A 20,119-nucleotide genomic window follows, 5' to 3' on the forward strand; every position below is an offset into this window, starting at 1 on the left:
GCCGCGCGACCCAGGCCCTGAGCGCCACCCGGACGGCCTCCCGCCAACGTCGGCGCCACTCGATCCCGCGGATCGTGGCGCATCCTCATCGGGTGGCGGCGAACCGGCTCCTTCTCCTTCAGAAGACTCCTTCCGTGCCTTCTTCCGCCAGAGGCCCGCACAGATCCTCACCGGTTCCCGCTCGTAGGAAGAGCTCGCCCACGTCGCGAAGGTGGTGGCGGAACTCGGGGGGATGGATGACCTCGAATTCCGCACCCACCGCGGCGAGGATGAGCACCGGCCAGTCGAAAGCGTCCACCTGCAGCCGCAGGTGGCAGGAGTGGTCGTCGAAAGGCGGCGGCGTCGGCGGCGGGCAGGTCGCGCGGGCGGAAGCGGGTTCCGGTGGCAGCGACGGGGATCGTCGGCCGCCACGTGGTGGACCAGCTCATGTGGGCGGGCGTCGGTGTGCGGGCGCTGACCCGCAACCCTGTGGCGGCCAAGCTGCCGCCGCAGGTGGAGGTTGTCGAGGGCGACCTGACCGCACCGGCGAGCGTGGCCGCCGCGCTGGAGGGCGTGGAACGGATGTACCTGTTCTCCGTGGAGGAGACCGCGCGCGAAGTCGTCGCGCTGGCCAGGCAGGCGGGGGTGGGGCGTGTCGTGGTGCTGTCGGCGGCGTCGGTGACCGCCGGCCTGCACACCAACCCGGTGGAGCAGGCGGTCGAGGAGTCCGGGCTGGAATGGACACATGTGCGGCCGTGCGGGTTCATGACGAACCTGTCGCAGATCTGGGCTCCGTCCATCCGGGCTGAGCGGGTGGTCCGCTACCCGTTCGCGGACGAGCCGATGAACCTGGTCCACGAGGCCGACATCGCCGCCGTCGCCGTCACCGCTCTGCTGGAGGACGGCCATCACGGTAGGGCGTACACGCTGACCGGGCCGGGGCTGGTCAGCGTTCGCGAGCAGGTGGCGGCCATCGGCGACGCGCTCGGCGAGCAGGTCCGCTACGAGGAGGTCAGCCGCGAGCGCGCCCGTGAGCTGATGAAGAGGCAAGGAGGGTTCGCCGCCGAGTCGGCCGACCTCATGCTGGGCTTCATCGAGTACGGCGGCGACGCCGCGACCGGCGCCGACGGCTACGCCGACCAGGATTGGTCGGCGCTGATGCGGGTCTGGCCGGACGTGGAGCAGGTCACCGGACGCGCCCCGCGCAGCTACGCCGAATGGGCCCGCGATCACCTCGCGGACTTCCGCTGACCGCCGGCGGTTTTCCTGGGCGCCCCCGCGACCGTTCGAGGTCGGCGCGGTGAAGTCGAACGGGCAGCCTGTGGCGATGGATGCGCAAGCGTTCAAGAAAGGCTGAGTGAGGGCCTTTAGCGGCCAAGGGCCTGTGGGCCCGGCCGGGGAAACGCTTGAGTGGAGCGAATTGGCTGGTGTTTCCGTTTGTGGGGCCGGTGGGATTCGAACCCACACTGTAAAGCACCTAAAGCTTTCGCCTCCTGCCGTTGGGCTACGGCCCCCGTTCGCCTTATCCCTCACCAGTCCGGGAATGGCAGTTCCGGCAGAGGAAACGCCGACTCTCCATTAGACGTGAAGCGTAAGCGGTCAGCTCTGCCAGACGCCGCCAATCTTACAGCCTGCGCAGGCCTGGGGAAGCCCGGCCGCACGCACCGCCCGCCCGGCCGCGCGGCCCTCTCTCGCAGGGTGCGGGGGAGCCGGTACGCCGACGGCTCCTTGCCAGGTCAGCGGCGGAAGCGGACGCGCCGGCGGACGGCGGTCGCCGACCCATTTGACGCCAAGAATTCACAGTCGGCGCCAATTTCGGATCGAGCATATTCAGCGAAAACGTCGAAAGAGTGGCGCATCGTGTTCGACGCGCCACTCTTCCGTATCAGCCCAGGCCCAGCTTCTTCGTGAGCCCGGCCACGTGCCCGGTCGCCTTCACGTTGTAGAGGGCCAGTTCGACCTTCCCGTCCGCGTCGATGACGAAGGTGGAACGAATCACCCCGATCATCTCCTTGCCGTACAACTTCTTGGCCCCGTAGGCCCCGTACGCCTTGTGCACCTCCAGCTCCGGATCCGACAGCAGCGGAAACGTCAGCGCGTCGTGTTCGGCGAACTTGGCCAGCTTGGCGGGCTTGTCCTTGGACACGCCGAGCACGACGAAGCCCTCGTCGGTGAGCCGTCCGAGGTTGTCGCGGAAGTCGCACGCCTGCTTGGTGCAGCCGGGCGTCATCGCCGCCGGGTAGAAGTAGAGGATGACCCGCTTGCCGCGATAGGCGTCGAGGGTGACAGAGCCGCCGTCGGCTGCGGGTAGCGTGAAGTCCGGCGCGGCATCGCCGGGCTGGAGCTTGGTTTCGGTCATGGGATCCTCCAGGAGTTCTCAGTGCGAGAACTTACCCGCCTGCCCGCTGTGCCGTACGGCACCGTGACCTGACAGACTGATCACGGCGGGTGAGATGACGGTCGAGAGGAGAGCCATGGCGGACACCGATCCGGATGAATTGGAGCGGCGCATCGCGCAGACGCGCGCGGAGCTGGCGCAGACCGTCGACGCCATCGCCGAACGGGTGAGCCCGAAGCGGGTCGCCCAGCGCGGCGTGGACAGCGTCAAGGCGAAGGCGGAGTACTTCGTGACCTCGGTCGGCGACTCGCTCGGGGTGACGGCCCGCCCCGCGCGGTTCGGCGACGAGGCCGACGACCTGTGGGACGACGAGCCGCCGAGCCTGGCGCCCGTCCTGATCGGCGTGGGCGCGATCCTGGTGATCGGCGCCGCCATCGCCCTGTTCCGCAGCCGCAGGCGCCGGTAGCCGAGGTACGGGGCGCCCCGAGAGCGGGGCGCCGCCGTAAGAGATCGGTAATGAGGGTGGTTCTCCCCGGGCGCCGGGTTCGTGGGTAACGTGATCTTCAAGGCGGGCCCGCCTTTTGCTCCAGTTCATCGTGAAGCGGAAGGAATCGCCTGTCATGCGTAGAAGACGCGTAGCCGTACACGCCATCGCCGCGACCGCGTTACCCCTGGCACTCCTCGTGAGCCAGTCGCCCGCGCTGGCCGCGGACTGTCCGGTCCCGACCGACCAGTGGGAGTACGTCGATCTAGGCGTCGAGGGAGTCGTCTCCGACATCAACAATTCTGGGCAGATCGTCGGCGAGTTGAGGGGCGGGGCGTCGAACGGGCGCGCGTTCCTCTGGCAGGACGGGCAGTTGACCGTGCTCCCAACGCTCGGCGGCTATCCAACGGGCCGGGCCACCGGAATCGACGACGAGGGCCGGATCGCCGGGTACTCGGAAGCCACCGACGGGAAGCTGCACGCCTTCCTGTGGGAGGGCGGACAGATGCGGGATCTCGGCCTCCTCGGTGGGAAGGGCGTCCTCACGCGTGGCGTCAAGCGCGGGGTGGTCGTCGGCCAGGTGGTGACGGACTGGTCCACGGCCGCCGGTCAGCGCGCGTTCCGGTGGCAGGGTGGCCAGGCGATCCGCCTGAACACCTCCCCGGCGAGCGTCGGAGTGGCGGTGAACGACGCGGGCCAGATCGCGGGCACCCACAAGATCACGCCCTCGGCGGGGCCGTACTCCGAGCGGACCGACCGGGCGTTCGTGTGGCAGGGCGGTGTCACCCGGGACCTGGGCACCCTCGGCGGCAACTGGAGCACGGCCGTCGCCATCAACGATCGCGGCGAGGTACTGGGCGAGTCCGCGATGGACGCTGGCGGCGTCTTCTCGCGCGGCTTCGTCTGGAGCGCCGCCACAGGGATGCGGCCGCTCCGCGAGGAGGGTTCGGGCGGGGCCACACCGGCCGACATCAACGACGCGGGCCTGATCGTCGGCGAGTACGGCTGCTCCAGCCCGTACGGCGACAGCTACGCGGGAGTCTGGCAGGGGTACGACAGCCGCCCGCTCAGGCTGCCCGACCCCGGTGGCGCGTACACCGCCACCCCGAAGGCCGTCAACGACAAGGGGGAGATCGCCGGTTTCATCTCCAACGGAGTCGGCGCGCCCCGGCTCGTGCTCTGGCGGCCCAGGACGAGCGGCTGACCTGGGGGCTCAGAGGAAGGTCTTGCCCTCGCCGCGGTAGGTGGGGACCTCCTCGACCACCCGGTCGTCCTCGATCAGGTGCAGGGAGGCGAAGCGCTCGCACATCTCGCCCGCCTTCGCGTGCCTGAACCACACCCGGTCTCCGATGCGCAGGTCCTGCGCGGCCTGGCCGAGCAGCGGCGTCTGGACCTCTCCGGCACCCTCGTCCGCCGAGTACGTCAGGCCCGCGGGCAGGTACGGCTGGGGGAGCCGGTTGGCCCCCGGCGTTCCGGAGGCCGGGTAGCCGCCGCCGAGCACGGTCACCACGTCCAGGGCGGGACGCCGTACCACGGGCAGGGCGAAGAGGGCGGCGGGCCGTCCGGTGAAGCCCCGGTAGAAGTCGAACAGCCGGGGATGGAAGAAGCCGGATCCCGCTGCCACCTCGGTGACGGCCTTCTCCCGCACGGTCTTCTCGATGCTGCCGGTGCCGCCCCCGTTGACGAACTCCAGGTCGCAGATCTGCCGGACCGCGTTGACGATGCGGCCCCGCCGGACGATCAGCTCGCGTGCCGACCGGCCCTGCATCACCCGGATGGCCTTGGCGAACGCGGCGCTGCCCGGCGGGTCGTCGCCCACTCCGGCGATCTGGGCCTCGTAGGCCATGAGGCCGACGAGCCGGAGCCCGGGGCGCTTGGCGAGGTCGGTGGCCAGGTCGACGGCGTCCTCGGGCTCCCGGATGGGCGAACGCAAGGCACCTGCCCGGAACCGCCCCCCAAGGGCGACAAATCCGGCGTCGATGTCCATACATATCCGGATTTCTTGGCGGTTGGCCACCTCGGACACCGCGGACTCTATGAAGTCGAGATGGTCCGTGCTGTCCACCATGACGGTGATCTCCCGGGCCGCCCTGGCGTCCCCGGCCAGCCGGGCGAGCGCCTGCCGGTCCACGGTCGGGTAGGCCACCACGATGTCCCGCACCCCGGTGGAGACCAGCCACAACGCCTCGGGCAAGGTGAACGCGAGCACCCCGTGGAACCCGGGCATACCCAGCACCCGCTCCAGCACGGCCCTGGACCGGATCGACTTGCTGGCCACCCGGATCGGCTTGCCGCCCGCCCGGCGTACCAGGTCGGCCGCGTTGGCGTGGAGCGCGGCGAGGTCGAGAACGGCGAAGGGTGGGTCGAGCGCGGCCGTGGCCAGGTCATAGCGCTGTCGATCGTCCATACCAGCAGGGTAGCCGTCATTGAATATGAGTCCAGTTCATATTAACCGCACCCCTGGAAATCCCCATGATCGTGCAAACGGGCGGCGAGGAGGGCCGTCGGCTGCTAGCCGGGGGCTGTACCTCTGGTCGGTGTGATGACAACTCTCCAGGGGATCCTGCCGGGCGCGGCCTCCCGCCCCGAGCAGGAAACCCCCAGGCGCAGGGCGAGCAGGGCGCTCAAACCGGCGCGTACACCCGCCGGGGTCGCGGTGGCGCTGGCCCTGACAGCAGGGCTCGGCCTGACCGCGGTCGAGGTCGTCGCCGCGCTGATGGGCGAGCGGATCGGCCTCGTACCCGTCGACCAGGCCGCGGACCTGGCGGCGGAGCACCCGTGGTCGAACCCCTTCGTGGTCGGCGGCGCGCTGGTCGCCGCGGTGCTCGGCACCATCCTGCTGCTGCTCGCGCTGCTACCGGGCCGGGCCAGGCTGGTGGCGGTGGAGACCACCGACCCGCGCCTGGTCATCGGCATCACCCGCTCGGGCCTGCGGCGCACACTGCGCGCCGTGGCCGAGGACGTGGAAGGGGTGATCCGGGCGAAGGTACGGCTGCGCCCCCGGCAGATCGAGGTCGTCGTGGTCACCGAGGCCGACCGCACCGGCGCGACGCTCCGGCAGGTCGGCGCCGCGGTGGGGGACAGGCTGAACGGCCTCGGCGCCCTCTGCGCGAGCGAGGTGGTCGTACGGCTGCGCAGAAGGGGCCTGTGATGCGGCAGTACACGGGCAACAGGGTCGGCTTGGCCGTCGTCGGCGCCATCCTGCTGGGCGCGGGCGCGTACACCTTCCTGCGCGGCACCGGCACCCTGCCCGCGCAGCCGAAGGGCGCCCGCATCCTGCGGCCCGGCCTGGCCGCCTACCTGGCGCAGCACCCGTGGGCCTGCTGGGCGGCCGCGCTGGTCCTGGTGCTGTTGGCGATGCTCGCGCTGCGCTGGCTGCTGATGGCGGCCGGTTGGGGCCGGATCGGCAGCCGCGACGGCACGGGCACCGCGCTGCTCTGCGTCGGGCTGAAGGACGTCGAAGGCGTCGGCCGGACACGGGTCAGGGTCGTCGGGAAGCAGCGGCTGCGCCTCGCGGTGACCTGCCCGCCCGCCGCCGACGTCGGCGCCGTGGCCGGCCGCCTCGACCGCGAGGTCGTGGGCCGGATCAGGCGCGAGGTCGGCGACGACGAGATGGGCGCGCTGGTCAGACTGCACGTACGGCGAAGCGGGCCGGTCAGCACTCGATGATGTTGACGGCGAGCCCGCCGCGCGAGGTCTCCTTGTACTTGTCGAGCATGTCGCGACCGGTCGCCTTCATCGTCCGGATGGCCTTGTCCAGCGAGACGAAGTGCTTGCCGTCGCCGCGCATCGCGATGCGGGCGGCGGCGATGGCCTTGACCGAGGCGACCGCGTTGCGCTCGATGCACGGGATCTGCACCAGCCCGCCGATCGGGTCGCAGGTCAGCCCCAGGTTGTGCTCGATGCCGATCTCGGCGGCGTTCTCCACCTGCTCAGGCGTGCCGCCCATCACCTCGGTCAGCCCGGCGGCGGCCATCGAGCAGGCCGAGCCGACCTCACCCTGGCAGCCCACCTCGGCGCCGGAGATCGACGCGTTCTCCTTGAACAGCACGCCGACGGCCGCGGCGGTGAGCAGGAAGCGGACCACGCCCTCGTCGTCGGCGTGCGGCAGGAAGCGGTTGTAGTAGGTGAGCACGGCGGGGATGATGCCCGCGGCCCCGTTGGTGGGGGCGGTGACGATGCGCCCGCCGGCGGCGTTCTCCTCGTTGACGGCCAGCGCGAACAGCGACACCCAGTCCATCGCGTGCAGCGGGTCCTGGGCGGGCGACTCGGACTGCAGGCGGCGGTGGAGCTGGTGCGCCCGGCGCTTGACCTTGAGGCCGCCGGGCAGCACGCCCTCCTTGGCGATGCCGCGCCGCACGCACTCCGACATGACCCGCCAGAGGGTGAGGATCTCCGCCCGGATCTGCTCCTCGGTACGGCCGAACGCCTTCTCGTTCTCCATCATCAGCCCGGAGATCGACAGCCCCGTCTCCGCGCAGTGCGCGAGCAACTCGGCGGCACTCAGGAAGGGGTACGGCACGACCGTGTCGTCCGGCTTGATCCGGTCCGCGCCGGTGGCGTTCTCGTCGACGACGAAGCCGCCGCCCACCGAGAAGTAGACCTTCTCGCGCAGCGGGTGGCCGTCGGCGGTGAAGGCGGTGAAGCGCATGCCGTTGGGGTGCTCGGGCAGCGAGATCTTGCGCTCGAAGACGAGGTCCTCGCCGATGACGAAGGGGATGGTCTGCGTGCCGTACAGCTCGATGGTGCCGGCGGCGCGCATGGCGGCCAGCCGGTCGTCGACGGTGTCGACGTCGACCAGCTCGGGCTTCTCACCGGACAGTCCGAGCAGGACCGCCTTGTCGCTGCCGTGGCCCTTGCCGGTCAGGCCGAGCGAGCCGTACAGGATGGCCTCGACGCGTGCGGTCTTCTCCAGCAGCCCGTCGTCGTGCAGGCCGCGGGCGAACTTGTGCGCCGCCGCCATGGGGCCGCCGGTGTGCGAGCTGGACGGGCCGATGCCGATCTTGAAGAGGTCGAAGACGCTGATCGCCATTGATGATGCGCCCTTCAGGCGGGGGATCGAAGGCCGGGGCCCGGAAGGGCCCCGGCGGTTGCGGGACTATGAGTCGCCGGAGGTCAGCGCGGTGTACTCCTCCGCGCTCAGCAGGTCCTCGGGGTCGCTGTCGAGGCGGACGCGGAACATCCAGCCTTCGCCGTAGGGGTCGTTGTTGACCAGGTCGGGGGTGTCCACGACGCTCTGGTTGACCTCGACCACCTCGCCGGAGACCGGCGCGTAGATCTCGCTGACGGACTTGGTCGACTCGACCTCGCCGATCGAGTCGCCGGTCGCCACCGTGGCGCCCATCTCGGGAAGCTGCACGTAGACGACGTCACCGAGAGCCTCGGCCGCGAAGGCGGTGATGCCCACGGTCACGGTGCGGCCGTCGTCGAGGCCGGCGACCCACTCGTGCTCCTTGGTGTAGCTCAGGTCGTCGGGGATGTTGCTCACTTGTTCCTCCTGTAGAAAGGCAGCGCGACCAGGTCTACCGCCTCATGGCTGCCGCGGATGTCCACGGCCAGATCTTCACTTACCCCAGTGTCCACGTAGGCGAGCGCGATGGGCTTGCCCAGGGTCTGGGACGGGGCCCCGCTGGTGACCTCGCCGACCACGGCGCCGTCGTGCGTGACCGGGTAACCGTGGCGCGGCACCCGGCGGCCCCGCGCGACCAGGCCGACCAGCCGACGGCCCGGCGGGATGTCCTTGAGCGGCTCCAGCGCGGCCCTGCCGACGAAGTCGCCCGGCTTGTCGAATTTCACCACTCTGCCCAGGCCCGCGTCGAACGGGGTGAGCTCGGCGTTCAGCTCGTTGCCGTACAGCGGCATACCCGCCTCCAGCCTGAGCGTGTCACGGCTGGACAGCCCGGCGGGCAGCAGGCCGTACGGCGCGCCCGCGGCGGTGATCGCGTGCCAGAGCGGGGTGGCGTCGGCGTTGGCGACGAACAGCTCGAAGCCGTCCTCGCCGGTGTACCCGGTGCGGGCGATCAGCGCCTCGCGGCCGTCGACCACGCCGGGCAGCCCCGCGTAGTACTTCAGCCCCTCCAGGTCGGCGTCGGTCAGCGTGGCCAGGATCTCCTGGGCGCGCGGCCCCTGCACGGCGATCAGCGCCCACTGCTCGGAGCGGTCCTCGACCACCGCGTCGTACGGCTTGGCCCGCTCGGCCAGCTCGACGGCCACCATCGGGTAGTTGGAGGCGTTGGCGACGACCATGAACTCCTCGTCGCCGAGGCGGTAGACGATCAGGTCGTCGAGCACCCCGCCCCGCTCGTTGACGATCATGGTGTACCGGGCACGGCCGGGCGCCAGCGCCGACAGGTGGCCGACCAGCGCGTAGTCCAGGGCCTCGCCCGCCTGCGGCCCGGTCACGAAGATCTCGCCCATGTGCGAGAGGTCGAACAGACCCGCGGCCGTGCGGACGGCGTTGTGCTCGGCGGACTCGCTGCCATAGCGCAGCGGCATGAGCCAACCGGCGAAGTCGGTCAGCGTCGCACCGAGATCCTGGTGGATGTCTCGCAACGGTGTAGGTCGGGACATAGTTCGCACCTCACGACAGATTGGATGCCAGCATCCTCCCCCTCTGTCATGGTTGCCTGAGAGCTTCGCCCGGTGTTTTGCCGGACTTTCACCTTCGGCGAGGCCACAGGCCTGCTTTCCAGAGCTCACCTGGTCCGCGCGGTCCTTTGCCTTGAGAGGTTTGCGGGGAGGGCTTGCTCCTTCAGGGGTCCTGACCGGATGTCAGGACGCTCTCCCGCACGGGGTCATCGGTGTCGGCCACCAGCCTAGTGTGCCCACGGGGGCGAGCGTAATTACCGCGCGGTGCCGAATGTCCCACCGGACGGGATGACCGCCGGGTCGTCCCAGGGGGCGACGGGCGGCTGTCATCCCTCGCATGCTGGACAATCCGCCACCGATCTCACTGATCGTGCTCAGGCCGTGACGCCTTCATGGTTACGATCGGCTGACGTCAAATCCACGACGACGACATGAGAACGCGTGATCGGTGCGGTGGAGGGCGGGCGGTCCGGAAACCTGCCCGCGGAGATGACGAGCTTCGTCGGCAGGTCGCGGGAGCTGGAGGACGCGACCGGGCTACTGGCGCGCGTCCGCCTGCTCACCCTCACCGGCGTCGGCGGCGTCGGCAAGACCAGGCTGGCGCTGCGCGCGGCCGAACGGGTGGCGGGCGCCTACCGCGACGGCGTCTGGCTGGTCGAGTTGTCCGCGCTGCAGGACGAGGCGCTGCTCGCGCACACCATCTGCGAAGCCCTCGGACTACGCGACCAGAGCGCCAAGCCGCAGCTCGACGTCCTGGTCGGACAGCTCGCCGACAAGCGGCTGCTCATCCTGCTCGACACCTGCGAACACCTGGTGCGGGCCTGCTCGTCCCTGGCCGAGGCGCTGCTGCGGGCCGCGCCCGGCGTACGGCTGCTGGTCACCAGCAGGCAGGCGCTCGGGCTGCCCGCCGAGCACGTGCTGGCCGTACCCCCGCTGGACGCGGTCGAGATGGGCGGGGACGCGGTACGGCTGTTCGCCGAGCGGGCCGTCGCCGTGCAACCGCGCTTCGAGCCGAGCGGGGCGGTGCTGCGACTCTGCCGCAGACTGGACGGGATCCCGCTGGCGATCGAGCTGGCCGCCGTACAGCTTCGGGTGTTCTCGCCCGAGCAGATCCTGGAGAACCTCGACGACCGGTTGTTCTCGGCGGGCAGCCGTACCTCGATGCCCCGCCACCAGACGCTGCGCACCGCGATCGGCTGGAGCCACGAGCTGTGCGAGCCGCTGGAACGGCTGCTGTGGGCCAGGCTCTCGGTGTTCAGCGGCGACTTCGACCTGGACGCGATCACCGCGGTGTGCGGGCACGAGCCGCTCACCCCGCAGGGCGCGGAGCGGGCGCTGGAGGGACTGATCGAGAAGTCGATCGTGCTGACGGCCGGACGCCGCTACCGGATGCTCGACACACTGCGCGTCTACGGCCGCGAATGGCTCGCCCACCTCGGGCAGGAGGCCGACCTGCGCCGCCGCCACCTCGACCACTACCTGGGCCTCGCCCGCTGGTTCCACCAGGAATGGAAAGGGCCCGACCAGATCGGCTGGTCGCGGCGCATGTCCGGCGAACTCGCCAACATCCGGGCGGCCTTCGACCACTGCTGGTCCGACCCCCGGGAGCACGAACGCGGCCTGGACATGGCCGGGCACCTGGTCTGGTTCTGGGTCGCCTGCGGCTACCTGCACGACGGCAGACTCCAGCTCGACCGCGCGCTGGCCCGCTGCCGGGGGCCGAGCGCCGCGCGGACCGCCGCACTGTGGGCGTGCGCGTGCGTCGCCATGACGCAGGGCGACCACGACACCGCCGAGGACCTGCTCGCCGAAGGCGCGACCGAGGCTCGCGCACAGGACGACGAGATGGGCGCCGCGTACATCCTGACCCTGCGCGCCGGGCTCGCCCTGCTGCGCGGCGACCTCACCGAGGCGCGCGTGATCGCGAGCCTCGCCGAGCGGATCCACCACGACCTCGGCGACCCCGGGTTCGGTGTCCTGCTGTCGCTGTCGGTCCAGGCGCTCGCGCTGCTCTGCCAGGGCGGCGAGGCCCTGGAGCCCGCCGAGGCCGTGGTCGAGCAGATGTGGCGGCTGGCCGACACCTTCGGCGGACGCTGGCTGCGCTCCTACGCCGACCACCACCTGGCCTCGGTACGGCTGGCGCGCGGCGACATCGCCGGGGCCGCCGCCCTGGCCCGCCGCTGCCTGGAGACCAAGTGGCGGCTGCGCGACCACGTCGGCACCGCCCTCGCCCTCGACCTGCTCGCCAGGATCGCGGTCACCCGCGCCGACGGCACCCTGGCCGCCCGCCTGCTCGGACTGTCCCACCAGGTGTGGCGGGCCCAAGGGGCGGTGGGGATGGGCTCTCCGGCGTTCGCCGAGCCACGGCGGGCCTGCGAGGAGGCGGCCTGCGCCCTGGTCGGCGACCACGCCTTCGACGCCGCCTTCGCCCAGGGCACCCGCCTCAACCTGGACACCGAGGTCCCCCGCCTGTTCGCCTGAACCCCTCATCCACCTCCACGACGTACGGGAGGCCGACCAGCAGATTCATCCGGTGGTCGGCGGTTTTCGGTGGGGATGGTCGGGCAAGGCTGCGGACATGGGGGAAAGAGGGGTTGGGCTGGCGCGGGCTCATGGGGTGTTCAACCTGGTGGGCGGGGTGTGGCCGCTGGTTCATATGCGGAGTTTTGAATTCGTGTTCGGGCCGAAGCGGGACAAGTGGCTGGTGCGTACCGTCGCGGGGTTGCTGGTGGGGGTGGGGTGGAGTCAGTTGCGCGTGGCGCCGACCGGTGAAGGGGTCGTGTACGCGCGGCGTATAGGTGTCGCCGCCGCCGCGACGCTGCTGACGGTGGAGCTGTACTACGTGCCACGCGGTGTGATCAGGCCGACCTACCTGGTCGACTCCGTGCTGGAGGCGGCCTGGATCCGGGCCTGGGTGCGCTACACCCGCCTCCTCGACTGAACCGACGGCCTGGTGATTGTGCCGCCGTATCTCCAGCGGGTCGGCTAGTTCGCTGAGATCGGGGACAGTTCGGCCCACACCGCGTGGCCCACCGCCTGTGTGCCGCGACAGCCGACCCTGGTGGCCAGTGCCGTGACCACGAGCAGGCCCCTGCCGCGCTCGGCGAGTGGAGTCACGTCCTGGGGGAGGTCGAACCTGGGGGTACCGTCCCAGCCGCAGTCGTAGACGGTGACCCGGATCGTCGTGACTTTACGGGCCAGTTCGACCATGAAGGTGCCACGGGAGTGCCCGCTGCTCGTGTGGGCGATGGCGTTGGCCGCGAGTTCGGCGACGATCTGCTCGGCGTCGTCCCGGCAGGAGGAGTCCTCCAGGAGGAATCGGATGAAGCGGCGGGCCCGGGGAACCTGGTCCGGTCGGCCAGGGAAGGTTCGCCGGTAGGTCATACCGCCGGGCCGGAAGCCCACCATCGCGTCGATCAGGGCTGGAGCCACGTGTCCAAGGCACAGGTTCTCGCTGCGCGTCATCAGCCACCTCCGCTTGTCTAACCTGCCTAGCCATCGTCTGAGTGACTCTAATGTCACTGTCGGTGACGATGCTGTCAAGGGAGCTGCGGGAACTGGGTTAGGCAACCTAGGCTTTGGCCATGACGAGCCTGGACCCCGACGACCCGCGCCCGCCGTACAGACAGGTGGCCAACGCGCTTCGGGCCGCGATCCTGACCAGGAAGCTCGAGCCGGGGGAGAAGCTCCCCTCCGGAACCGAACTGGCGAAGAAGTACGGCGTCGCGCGCATGACCGTCCAGCAGGCCATTCGTCTCCTCCGCGACGAGGGGCTGGTGTTCTCGCGGCAGGGGAGCGGCGTGTTCGTACGCGAGCGCACCGAGCGTCCGGTCGAACTGCGCCCGCATCTGGAGCGCGCCTTCGACGCGGAGAGCGTCTCCATCGACTTCGCCGGATTCTCCGGCGAAACGCTCGCCGGGATGCTTCAGGAACCGCTGGACAAGGTGCGCATCGGACGGCTTACCCCCGACTCGATCACCATTCGGATGCTCCTGCCGGACCTGGAACAGCCGATGCTCCTGCCCTGCCTGGCCGACGACCTCGCCGGCGATCCCGCCGTCGGGAAACGCGCCCGGCGGATCATGCTACGCAGTACCCAGGCCATCACCGACGGCGTGCACGAACTGGCCGACCTCGGCTTGGTGAAGAACGCTTCGGTACAGGTGCGGACCTACGCGGCGACGCCGTCGTTCAAGCTCTACCTGATCAACCACGAGCAGGCGTTCTTCGGCTTCTACCCGGTCGTCAAGCACACAGCCCGCCTCGACGGCGAGCAGAAGGACCTGTACGACGTCATGGGCAAGGACTCCGTGCTGTTCCACTACGCGCTCACCGAGGACCCGTCCGCCGCGGCCTCGCAGTACGTCGCTCAGGCGCGGTCCTGGTTCACCAGCATGTGGACCACGATCAGTCGGGAAGCGGAGATGTGAGGCGTCGTACGGCACTCTCGACCCGATCACGGTCGGGCGGATCGGGCAACGCCCAGACCTCGGCCGCCGCCGCGTGTTTGTCCGTGAGCTTGTCGAGCAGCGCCTGCTCCTCCTCGTCGAGAAGCTTCCCGCCGACGATGAGCTGGGTATAGCGGACGGTGTCGACGATGGCCGACTTCACCCGTTCGTGCGCGAGGTAGGTGTCCAGGTCACGCTCCCAGCCACGGGTGAACTCCGGAGCCATCGCCCCCACCCATCGGGCGAGTACGGCGTCGCGCTCGTCATCGGCGTAGCCCATCTTGTGGAAGTGCACGGCGAGCTCATAGAGCGGATCGCCCCACAGGGCTAGTTCCCAGTCAAGGAAGACCACCCGCCCCGAGCTGAGAATCATGTTCTTGCGGTGGATGTCCGAGTGGACCAGCCGGAATGGACGCGAGGTGAGGGAGGACCACCGGTCACGCGTCGAGGCCAGCGGGTCCGCAGGAATCCCGAGAACGGAGAACAGCCGGCCGAACTCTCCGCCGAACGTGTCGTGGACCCCCTGCGTGGTGTCCGACAGGACACGCGCGAAAGCGCCGGTGTCCCCACTCTCGGGCCAGGCCACGGGCAGGTCGGGCAGGTCTTCCGGGGGAACCGCCGTGAGCTGGGCGAACAAGTCGACCACTTCGGCCAGCACGACCGGAGGTACGTGCTGTCCTCGTGGCGCGAGGTCGTCCAGGACGTCGCCTGGGACGAACTCGTGAACCTGGTAGGCGGGCGACTCACAGACCTGCAGAAGCCTGGGAGCGTGAGCCACGTACGGGGCGATGGCGGTCAGCACCTCGTGCTCGGGCCAGATGCGCAGGTCGACGTTGTCCGCGTCGTGCATCGGAATCCGCACGATCACCGGCCCGGACGGGCCGTCGATCCGCACGTTCTTGTTGTAGAAGCCGCTGGTCCCGGCGTCTGCGAGGGCGGCCTGATAGAGGTCGATCGTCATCCCAGCAGCCCTCGCAGGTGGTACGTCATCCGGGCCTCCAGCGCGCTGTGTGAGTCGATGGGCTCAATTGCGGCCCAAGCCTGCCGCGCGGCCTCGCCCACATTCTCGTCCGGCCGCTCCACGACCTCCAGCAACTTGTTCGCGGTGGTGATCAGGGTCGGGTAGACCTCGACGGCCAGAAGCTCGCCGACAGCCCAGCGGGCCGACGCCGCCGCCAGATCAGGTTCCTCGTTCCGAACGTGCAGGCAGGCCCGGAGCAGCTCGGCCCGCGCCCGGCCTGAGCGGTAGCGGGCCTTCTCCAGAGCGGCACAGGCCGAATCCAGCGCGGTGGACGCCTCGGCGATCTCGCCCAGTGCCAGCAGTGCCTGGCCCAGCGCGCTGTACGCTTTGCCGACCTCGTGCGTCGCCCCAAGATCACTGTTGGCTTCAACCGCCGCACCCGCGGCGGCGATCGCTTCGGACGGGTTGGTCCAGGCCAGCAGTTCCGCCCGGTTGGTGCAGATCAGCGCTTCTCCGACGATCGTCCCGGCCTGCCGGTAGTGCCGGGCGGCCTCCTCCAGGTGACGATCCGCGGTGGTGAAGTCATAGGAGAACCGCGACGCCAGGTGGACCAGCCGAGCCAGGTCCCCGAGGAACACGTGGTCATCTGGCGGGCACCCCTCAACGACCTGCCCGGCCAGCTCGAACGCCTGCCGGAACCGGCCCTGGGCCATGTGCAGGTCGGCGGCCCACAGCCCGGCCGGGCGGCGCGCCGCCCCGCTGTGAACGGCCAGCACGTCGGTGTAGATGCGCAACGCGTGAGCGGTCTGCCCAGAGATGCGACGACCGTGGGCGGCGGAAACGGCCAGGCGCGCCCCGGCCTCACTGTCGAGCCGCCACACCGTTTCCGGGGTCAGCGCGTTGATCCGCGTGGAATCGCCAAGAAGGACCGCGGCCTCGGCCGCCAGGCAGGCGGCGGTCTCCTCCAGCGCGGGGTCACCGCCGTCGTCCAGGTGAGCGCGTATGTCGGAGATCAACCCCGTGATGCCCTGCGCCCCGCCGTACGCGGTGATCCGGTCGGCGTGGGCCAGGAGTTCGCCGTCGCGGACCGTGCCGGCGTGCAGGCCGTGAAAGACCGCCTCACGAATCCCCGCCGCGTCGTCGGTCCGTTGGCTCCAGAGGGTGTGCAGGACGAGGTGGGCGTCTTGGGCCATCTCCGGCGAGAGCCGTACCCGCAGCATGTCGGCCATGAGCTGATGCAGTTGAAAGCAGCCGTCGCCCGCCGGGTAGACGAAGGAGTAGGCGATCAGCCCCTCCCAGGCCAGCCGCCCGCCGGGGAGCTGGAAAGCCGCGGCCAGCCCCTGGAACAGGTCGTAGTCGAAGGTCCGGGTCACGCTCAGCAACTGCAGGTAGCGCCGCTCCTCCTCGTTGACGTGCTGCAGGAACCGCTGGGCGATCTCATCCTGGGAAACCACATTGCCCCTGGCCTGGCTGTCGGTGGCCAGATGCAGGTAGAACGGCAGGCCGACGCTCGCCTGGGCGATCACCTGCCGCTGTGCCGCGTCGGTGACCCCGCTGTCGGCGAGCAACTCCAGACGCGCCTCCATCGCCAGCCCCTCGATGGGCATCTGACGGATCACCTGCCGCCAGTCGGCGTCGTACGCCTCCCACCCGAGCGGCTCCCGGCTCACCACCACGGTCAGGCCGCGATCGAGCTGCGCGGCCAGATCCCTCAGCCAGACATCGTCGACGGCGGTCCGGCCAAGCGCGTCGTAGGCGTCGACGAGTACGACGTACGGCACGTCGGCGCTGCAGGCGCGCAGGTCCTCGGCGAACAGGAACGTGACGGCGTCCACCAGTTCCGCGCCGGGAAGCACGTCCAACTGCCGCAGAGTCTCGTCGTCGCGCAGATGGCGGCGGCGCTTACGGGTGGCATTGCCCTTGTCCAGAACTTTGAGCAGTCCGACGGCAGTGCCGAAGACCGGCACACCGGAGGCGCTGTCGAGCACCTCCCTCAAGATCTCGCTGTGTTCGACGAAAGGCAGTTCGCTGCGGGTGAGCCCGAGATGCGGGTGGAGTCGTTGCCACAGCACCGCGTAGGCGATGTCATACCGGTCGAACCGCACTCCCTGCTCGCCGAACTGCCCGCGCAGTACGGCCAAGGCGTCCTCCTGCTGGCGATGGGCAGGGACCTGCAGATCAAGCGTCGCCACTCGATGGGTTTCCTTGGCCTGCTTGCCGAACTCACGCAGCAGCCGTGATTTGCCGATTCCGCCGACACCCGTGATGTTGAGGATTCTGGGTCCGTGCCTGCTTTGGGAGAGTTCCTCATCGAATACCTCAAATGCGGTTTCGCGGTTGACGAAACGGCGATGCAAGGCCGCGACCCGTCGAAACCGGGGTTCGAGGGGCATTCAACCTCTCTTGACGTAGAGGGAAAGCGTCTTCAGCTCGTTCCCCACCATCAAAGCCAGAGAGATCACTAATGGTCAACGGCTTTCCGGTATCCCACACCGGATGATTCCTAACAGGCGGCTACCAGGGCCTCGAAAAGGGCATAGTCGTCGGCTGCCTCCGGGTGCCACTGGACGGCCACGGCGAAGGGGTGGGTGTCGAGTTCGACCGCCTCGATGGTGCCGTCGGTGCTGTGGGCGGTGGGGGTGAGGCCGGGGGCCAGGCGGTCGATCGCCTGGTGGTGGTAGTGGGGGACGGTCACCGGGGCGGTGCCGAGGATCTTGGCGAGGCGGGTGCCCGGCGTGATCTCGACCGGCAGGTGGCCGTAGGTGGCGGGTGCGGGGGAGTGGCCCTCGTGGCCGACCACGTCGGGCAGGTGCTGGTGGAGGCTGCCGCCGAGGGTGACGTTCAGCACCTGAAGCCCCCGGCAGATCCCCAGGAACGGGAGTCCGGCCTCCAGCGCACTCCCCATCACCCCAAACTCAGCCGAGTCCCGAAATTTCCGGATGTAGCCGGTGCGGTCGTGGGGGGTGGCGGCGTACCTGGACGGGTCGATGTCGCCGCCGCCCGCCAGGATCAGCCCGTCCAGCCGCCCCACCAGCGGCGCGGGGTCGCCCGCCGGAGGCAGCAGCACCGGCTGCCCGCCCGCGCGGACCACCTGCTCGACGTACATGTACGGCAGCAGCGCCGTCGGCATCTCCCACACGGTGAACCGCGCGGTCTCGACGTAACAGGTGATGCCGATCACGGGACGGGACATGCGGTGCTCTCCTTGCTACAGCGGTGTGACGTACGCGCCCGAGATGCCGCCGTCCACCAGGAACTCCGACCCGGTGATGAACGAGGCGTCGTCCGAGGCCAGGAAGGCGACCGCCGCCGCGATCTCCGACGCCTCGGCGAACCTGCCGACGGGGATGTGCACCAGGCGGCGCTGCGCCCGCTCGGGGTCCTTGGCGAACAACTCCTGCAGCAGCGGCGTGTTCACCGGCCCGGGACACAGCGCGTTCACCCTGATGCCCTCCCGGGCGAACTGCACACCCAGCTCCCGCGACATCGCCAGCACCCCGCCCTTGGACGCGGTGTAGGAGATCTGCGAGGTCGCCGACCCCATCACCGCCACGAACGACGCGGTGTTGATGATCGACCCCTTGCCCTGCCGCCGCATGTACGGCAGGACGTGCTTGCAGCACAGGTACACGCTGGTGAGGTTGACCTCCTGCACCCGCCGCCAGGCGTCGATGCCGGTCTCCAGGATCGAGTCGTCGTCGGGCGGCGAGATGCCCGCGTTGTTGAACGCGATGTCCACGCTGCCGTAGGTGTCGAACGCCGTCTGGTACATCCGCTGCACGTCGGCGTCGCTGGTCACGTCGGCCCGTACGAACAGCCCGCCCACCTCGTCGGCCGCCTTGGCCCCGCTCGTCTCGTCGAGGTCGACGCACACCACCTTCGCGCCCTCCTGGGCGAACCGGCGTGCTGTGGCCAGCCCGATCCCACTGCCCGCACCGGTGATCACGGCGACCCGGTCCTGCAAACGCTGCATAAGCTACTCCGTTGCGATAAAGACGTTTTTGGTCTCGGTGAAAGCCGACAGCGCGTCGGGGCCCAGTTCTCTGCCGAGGCCGGACTCCTTGAAGCCGCCGAAGGGTGTCCAGTAGCGGACGCTCGAATGGGAGTTCACGCTCAGGTTGCCCGCTTCGACCGCGCGGGCCACCCGCAGGGCGCGGCCCACGTCGCCGGTCCAGATGGAGCCGCTGAGGCCGTACCTGGTGTCGTTGGCGATGCGGATCGCGTCGGCCTCGTCGTCGAAGGGGACCACCGACACCACGGGGCCGAAGATCTCCTCGGTGAACGCGCGGTCGGTGACCTGGGAGGTCAGCACGGTCGGCGGGAACCAGAAGCCCTTGCCACCGGGGCAGGAGCCCTGCAGGTACGGCGTGCCGTCGACGAAGCTCGCGACCCTGGCCAGGTGCTCGGCGCTGATCAGCGGGCCCATGTCGGTGGTCTCGTCGAGCGGGTCGCCGACCTTCATCTGCCGGACGGCCTGCGCGAGCCGTACCAGGAACTCGTCGTGGACCTCGCGTTGCACCAGGATGCGGGAGCGGGCGCAGCAGTCCTGGCCGGCGTTGTCGAACACGGCGGCGGGGGCGGTGCGCGCGGCCTTGTCGAGGTCGGCGTCGGCGAAGACGATGTTCGCGGACTTGCCGCCCAGTTCCAGGGTCAGCCGCTTGACCGTCCGCGCGCCCACGGCGGCGATCCGCTTGCCCACCTCGGTCGAGCCGGTGAACACGATCTTGGCGACCTGCGGGTGCTCGGCGAGCCGGGCGCCCGCGACCTCCCCTGCCCCAGGCAGCACCTGGAGCACCCCCTCGGGGAGGCCCGCCTGCACGGCCAGTTCGGCCAGGCGGAGCGCGGTCAGCGGGGTCCACTCGGCGGGCTTGACGATCACGGTGTTGCCCGCCGCGAGCGCGGGGGCGACTCCCCACGACATGATCAGCATCGGGTAGTTCCACGGCACGATCACGCCCACCACGCCGAGCGGCTCCTGGAAGGTGAGGTCCACGCCGCCGGGCACGGGGATCTGCCTGCCGTGGTTGCGCTCGGGCGCGCCGGCGTAGAAGTGCAGCACGTCGCGGACGGTGCCGGCCTCCCAGCGGGCGGTGCCGATGGTGTGCCCGGCGTTGGCCGCCTCCAGCGCGGCCAGTTCGTCCGTGTGGCGGTCGACCGCCTCGGCGAAGCGGCGCAGCAGCCGGGCGCGGTCGCCGGGACTCACCTCGCGCCAGCTCGGGTACGCCTTCCTGGCGCGTTCCACGGCCCGGTCGATCTCGGCCGCGTCGGCGAGGTCGACGTCGGCGAGCACCTCCTCGGTCGCCGGATTGATGATCTTCACG

Annotated in this window: 19 protein-coding genes, 1 tRNA gene and 1 riboswitch; of the genes, 8 read left to right on the top strand and 12 right to left on the bottom strand. The window is 70.0% G+C overall.

Annotated features, from left to right (window positions below; genetic code table 11):
- Positions 1–381: 381 nt before the first annotated feature.
- The gene (locus ABZ911_RS23805) at positions 382–1,230 is read left to right on the top strand and encodes an NAD(P)H-binding protein (RefSeq protein WP_358059664.1); all 849 of its coding nucleotides are present in this window, start codon (positions 382–384) and stop codon (positions 1,228–1,230) included.
- 189 nt (positions 1,231–1,419) lie between these two features.
- Here ABZ911_RS23805 and ABZ911_RS23810 read toward each other — a convergent pair.
- Positions 1,420–1,493: transfer RNA gene (locus tag ABZ911_RS23810), tRNA-Leu, on the bottom strand.
- A 371-nt stretch (positions 1,494–1,864) separates the two neighbouring features.
- Entirely contained in the window at positions 1,865–2,338 is a 474-nt protein-coding gene (bcp, locus tag ABZ911_RS23815; RefSeq protein ID WP_358059667.1) for a thioredoxin-dependent thiol peroxidase, read from the bottom strand.
- Positions 2,339–2,453: 115 nt separating this feature from the next.
- Between bcp and ABZ911_RS23820 the strand changes: the two genes are divergently transcribed.
- Both ABZ911_RS23820 and ABZ911_RS23825 read left to right on the top strand, forming a co-directional pair.
- Positions 2,454–2,783, top strand: a complete 330-nt coding sequence (locus ABZ911_RS23820; RefSeq protein ID WP_358059670.1) for a DUF3618 domain-containing protein — start codon at positions 2,454–2,456, stop codon at positions 2,781–2,783.
- Between the two features lie 154 nt (positions 2,784–2,937).
- Positions 2,938–4,005, top strand: a complete 1,068-nt coding sequence (locus ABZ911_RS23825; protein ID WP_358059673.1) for a hypothetical protein — start codon at positions 2,938–2,940, stop codon at positions 4,003–4,005.
- A 9-nt stretch (positions 4,006–4,014) separates the two neighbouring features.
- Here ABZ911_RS23825 and ABZ911_RS23830 read toward each other — a convergent pair whose 3' ends face one another.
- Positions 4,015–5,208, bottom strand: coding sequence for an amino acid deaminase/aldolase (locus ABZ911_RS23830; protein ID WP_358059676.1), 1,194 nt, complete (start codon positions 5,206–5,208; stop codon positions 4,015–4,017).
- Between the two features lie 135 nt (positions 5,209–5,343).
- On the opposite strand from ABZ911_RS23830, the gene ABZ911_RS23835 reads away from it, so the two are divergent.
- Entirely contained in the window at positions 5,344–5,952 is a 609-nt protein-coding gene (locus ABZ911_RS23835) for a DUF6286 domain-containing protein (RefSeq protein WP_358059678.1), read from the top strand.
- On the top strand, positions 5,952–6,470 hold the full coding sequence (locus tag ABZ911_RS23840) for a hypothetical protein (protein ID WP_358059681.1): 519 nt from the start codon (positions 5,952–5,954) through the stop codon (positions 6,468–6,470). The genes ABZ911_RS23835 and ABZ911_RS23840 overlap by 1 nt, the downstream gene beginning before the upstream one ends.
- On the opposite strand, the gene ABZ911_RS23845 is transcribed toward ABZ911_RS23840, so the two are convergent.
- The 3 genes from ABZ911_RS23845 to gcvT form a co-directional block, all read right to left on the bottom strand.
- The gene (locus ABZ911_RS23845) at positions 6,457–7,833 is read right to left on the bottom strand and encodes an L-serine ammonia-lyase (protein WP_358059684.1); all 1,377 of its coding nucleotides are present in this window, start codon (positions 7,831–7,833) and stop codon (positions 6,457–6,459) included. The two genes, ABZ911_RS23840 and ABZ911_RS23845, sit on opposite strands and share 14 nt — an antisense overlap.
- Before the next feature lie 66 nt (positions 7,834–7,899).
- On the bottom strand, positions 7,900–8,289 hold the full coding sequence (gcvH, locus tag ABZ911_RS23850) for a glycine cleavage system protein GcvH (RefSeq protein ID WP_358059687.1): 390 nt from the start codon (positions 8,287–8,289) through the stop codon (positions 7,900–7,902).
- Positions 8,286–9,371, bottom strand: a complete 1,086-nt coding sequence (gene gcvT / locus ABZ911_RS23855) for a glycine cleavage system aminomethyltransferase GcvT (RefSeq protein WP_358059690.1) — start codon at positions 9,369–9,371, stop codon at positions 8,286–8,288. The genes gcvH and gcvT overlap by 4 nt, the downstream gene beginning before the upstream one ends.
- Positions 9,372–9,500: 129 nt before the next feature.
- Positions 9,501–9,598: riboswitch (glycine riboswitch) on the bottom strand.
- Positions 9,599–9,830: 232 nt separating this feature from the next.
- Here gcvT and ABZ911_RS23860 point away from each other — a divergent pair.
- The gene (locus tag ABZ911_RS23860; protein WP_358059693.1) at positions 9,831–11,870 is read left to right on the top strand and encodes an NB-ARC domain-containing protein; all 2,040 of its coding nucleotides are present in this window, start codon (positions 9,831–9,833) and stop codon (positions 11,868–11,870) included.
- A 175-nt stretch (positions 11,871–12,045) separates the two neighbouring features.
- On the top strand, positions 12,046–12,330 hold the full coding sequence (locus tag ABZ911_RS23865) for a hypothetical protein (RefSeq protein WP_358059696.1): 285 nt from the start codon (positions 12,046–12,048) through the stop codon (positions 12,328–12,330).
- Positions 12,331–12,374: 44 nt separating this feature from the next.
- On the opposite strand, the gene ABZ911_RS23870 is transcribed toward ABZ911_RS23865, so the two are convergent.
- Positions 12,375–12,854, bottom strand: a complete 480-nt coding sequence (locus tag ABZ911_RS23870) for an ATP-binding protein (RefSeq protein ID WP_358059699.1) — start codon at positions 12,852–12,854, stop codon at positions 12,375–12,377.
- Between the two features lie 119 nt (positions 12,855–12,973).
- Between ABZ911_RS23870 and ABZ911_RS23875 the strand changes: the two genes are divergently transcribed.
- On the top strand, positions 12,974–13,819 hold the full coding sequence (locus tag ABZ911_RS23875) for a GntR family transcriptional regulator (RefSeq protein WP_358059702.1): 846 nt from the start codon (positions 12,974–12,976) through the stop codon (positions 13,817–13,819).
- Here ABZ911_RS23875 and ABZ911_RS23880 read toward each other — a convergent pair.
- The 5 genes from ABZ911_RS23880 to ABZ911_RS23900 all read right to left on the bottom strand — a co-directional run bounded on the left by ABZ911_RS23880 (position 13,797) and on the right by ABZ911_RS23900 (position 20,118).
- Positions 13,797–14,798, bottom strand: a complete 1,002-nt coding sequence (locus ABZ911_RS23880; RefSeq protein ID WP_358059705.1) for an aminoglycoside phosphotransferase family protein — start codon at positions 14,796–14,798, stop codon at positions 13,797–13,799. The genes ABZ911_RS23875 and ABZ911_RS23880 overlap by 23 nt on opposite strands.
- Positions 14,795–16,990, bottom strand: coding sequence for a hypothetical protein (locus tag ABZ911_RS23885; RefSeq protein ID WP_358059708.1), 2,196 nt, complete (start codon positions 16,988–16,990; stop codon positions 14,795–14,797). Before ABZ911_RS23885 ends, ABZ911_RS23880 begins: the two co-directional genes overlap by 4 nt.
- Positions 16,991–17,301: 311 nt before the next feature.
- Positions 17,302–17,991, bottom strand: coding sequence for a gamma-glutamyl-gamma-aminobutyrate hydrolase family protein (locus ABZ911_RS23890; RefSeq protein WP_358059711.1), 690 nt, complete (start codon positions 17,989–17,991; stop codon positions 17,302–17,304).
- A gap of 15 nt (positions 17,992–18,006) precedes the next feature.
- Positions 18,007–18,771 (bottom strand): 3-oxoacyl-ACP reductase, encoded by a 765-nt coding sequence (locus tag ABZ911_RS23895; RefSeq protein WP_358059714.1) that lies wholly within the window; start codon positions 18,769–18,771, stop codon positions 18,007–18,009.
- 3 nt (positions 18,772–18,774) lie between these two features.
- A complete protein-coding gene (locus tag ABZ911_RS23900; protein WP_358059717.1) occupies positions 18,775–20,118 on the bottom strand; it encodes an aldehyde dehydrogenase family protein in 1,344 nt (447 codons plus the stop codon).
- Between the last annotated feature and the right edge of the window lies 1 nt (position 20,119).

Origin of the sequence: Nonomuraea sp. NPDC046570 (genome assembly GCF_040645915.1) — a bacterium.
Taxonomy (GTDB): Bacteria; Actinomycetota; Actinomycetes; order Streptosporangiales; family Streptosporangiaceae; genus Nonomuraea.

Excerpts from the sequence above, each read along its gene's own strand:
- bcp (WP_358059667.1), bottom strand. The coding sequence starts at position 2,338 with ATGACCGAAACCAAGCTCCAGCCCGGCGATGCCGCGCCGGACTTCACG.
- ABZ911_RS23820 (WP_358059670.1), top strand. The coding sequence starts at position 2,454 with ATGGCGGACACCGATCCGGATGAATTGGAGCGGCGCATCGCGCAGACG.
- ABZ911_RS23825 (WP_358059673.1), top strand. The coding sequence starts at position 2,938 with ATGCGTAGAAGACGCGTAGCCGTACACGCCATCGCCGCGACCGCGTTA.
- ABZ911_RS23830 (WP_358059676.1), bottom strand. The coding sequence starts at position 5,208 with ATGGACGATCGACAGCGCTATGACCTGGCCACGGCCGCGCTCGACCCA.
- ABZ911_RS23835 (WP_358059678.1), top strand. The coding sequence starts at position 5,344 with ATGACAACTCTCCAGGGGATCCTGCCGGGCGCGGCCTCCCGCCCCGAG.
- ABZ911_RS23840 (WP_358059681.1), top strand. The coding sequence starts at position 5,952 with ATGCGGCAGTACACGGGCAACAGGGTCGGCTTGGCCGTCGTCGGCGCC.
- ABZ911_RS23845 (WP_358059684.1), bottom strand. The coding sequence starts at position 7,833 with ATGGCGATCAGCGTCTTCGACCTCTTCAAGATCGGCATCGGCCCGTCC.
- gcvT (WP_358059690.1), bottom strand. The coding sequence starts at position 9,371 with ATGTCCCGACCTACACCGTTGCGAGACATCCACCAGGATCTCGGTGCG.
- ABZ911_RS23865 (WP_358059696.1), top strand. The coding sequence starts at position 12,046 with ATGCGGAGTTTTGAATTCGTGTTCGGGCCGAAGCGGGACAAGTGGCTG.
- ABZ911_RS23870 (WP_358059699.1), bottom strand. The coding sequence starts at position 12,854 with ATGACGCGCAGCGAGAACCTGTGCCTTGGACACGTGGCTCCAGCCCTG.
- ABZ911_RS23875 (WP_358059702.1), top strand. The coding sequence starts at position 12,974 with ATGACGAGCCTGGACCCCGACGACCCGCGCCCGCCGTACAGACAGGTG.
- ABZ911_RS23880 (WP_358059705.1), bottom strand. The coding sequence starts at position 14,798 with ATGACGATCGACCTCTATCAGGCCGCCCTCGCAGACGCCGGGACCAGC.
- ABZ911_RS23890 (WP_358059711.1), bottom strand. The coding sequence starts at position 17,991 with ATGTCCCGTCCCGTGATCGGCATCACCTGTTACGTCGAGACCGCGCGG.
- ABZ911_RS23895 (WP_358059714.1), bottom strand. The coding sequence starts at position 18,771 with ATGCAGCGTTTGCAGGACCGGGTCGCCGTGATCACCGGTGCGGGCAGT.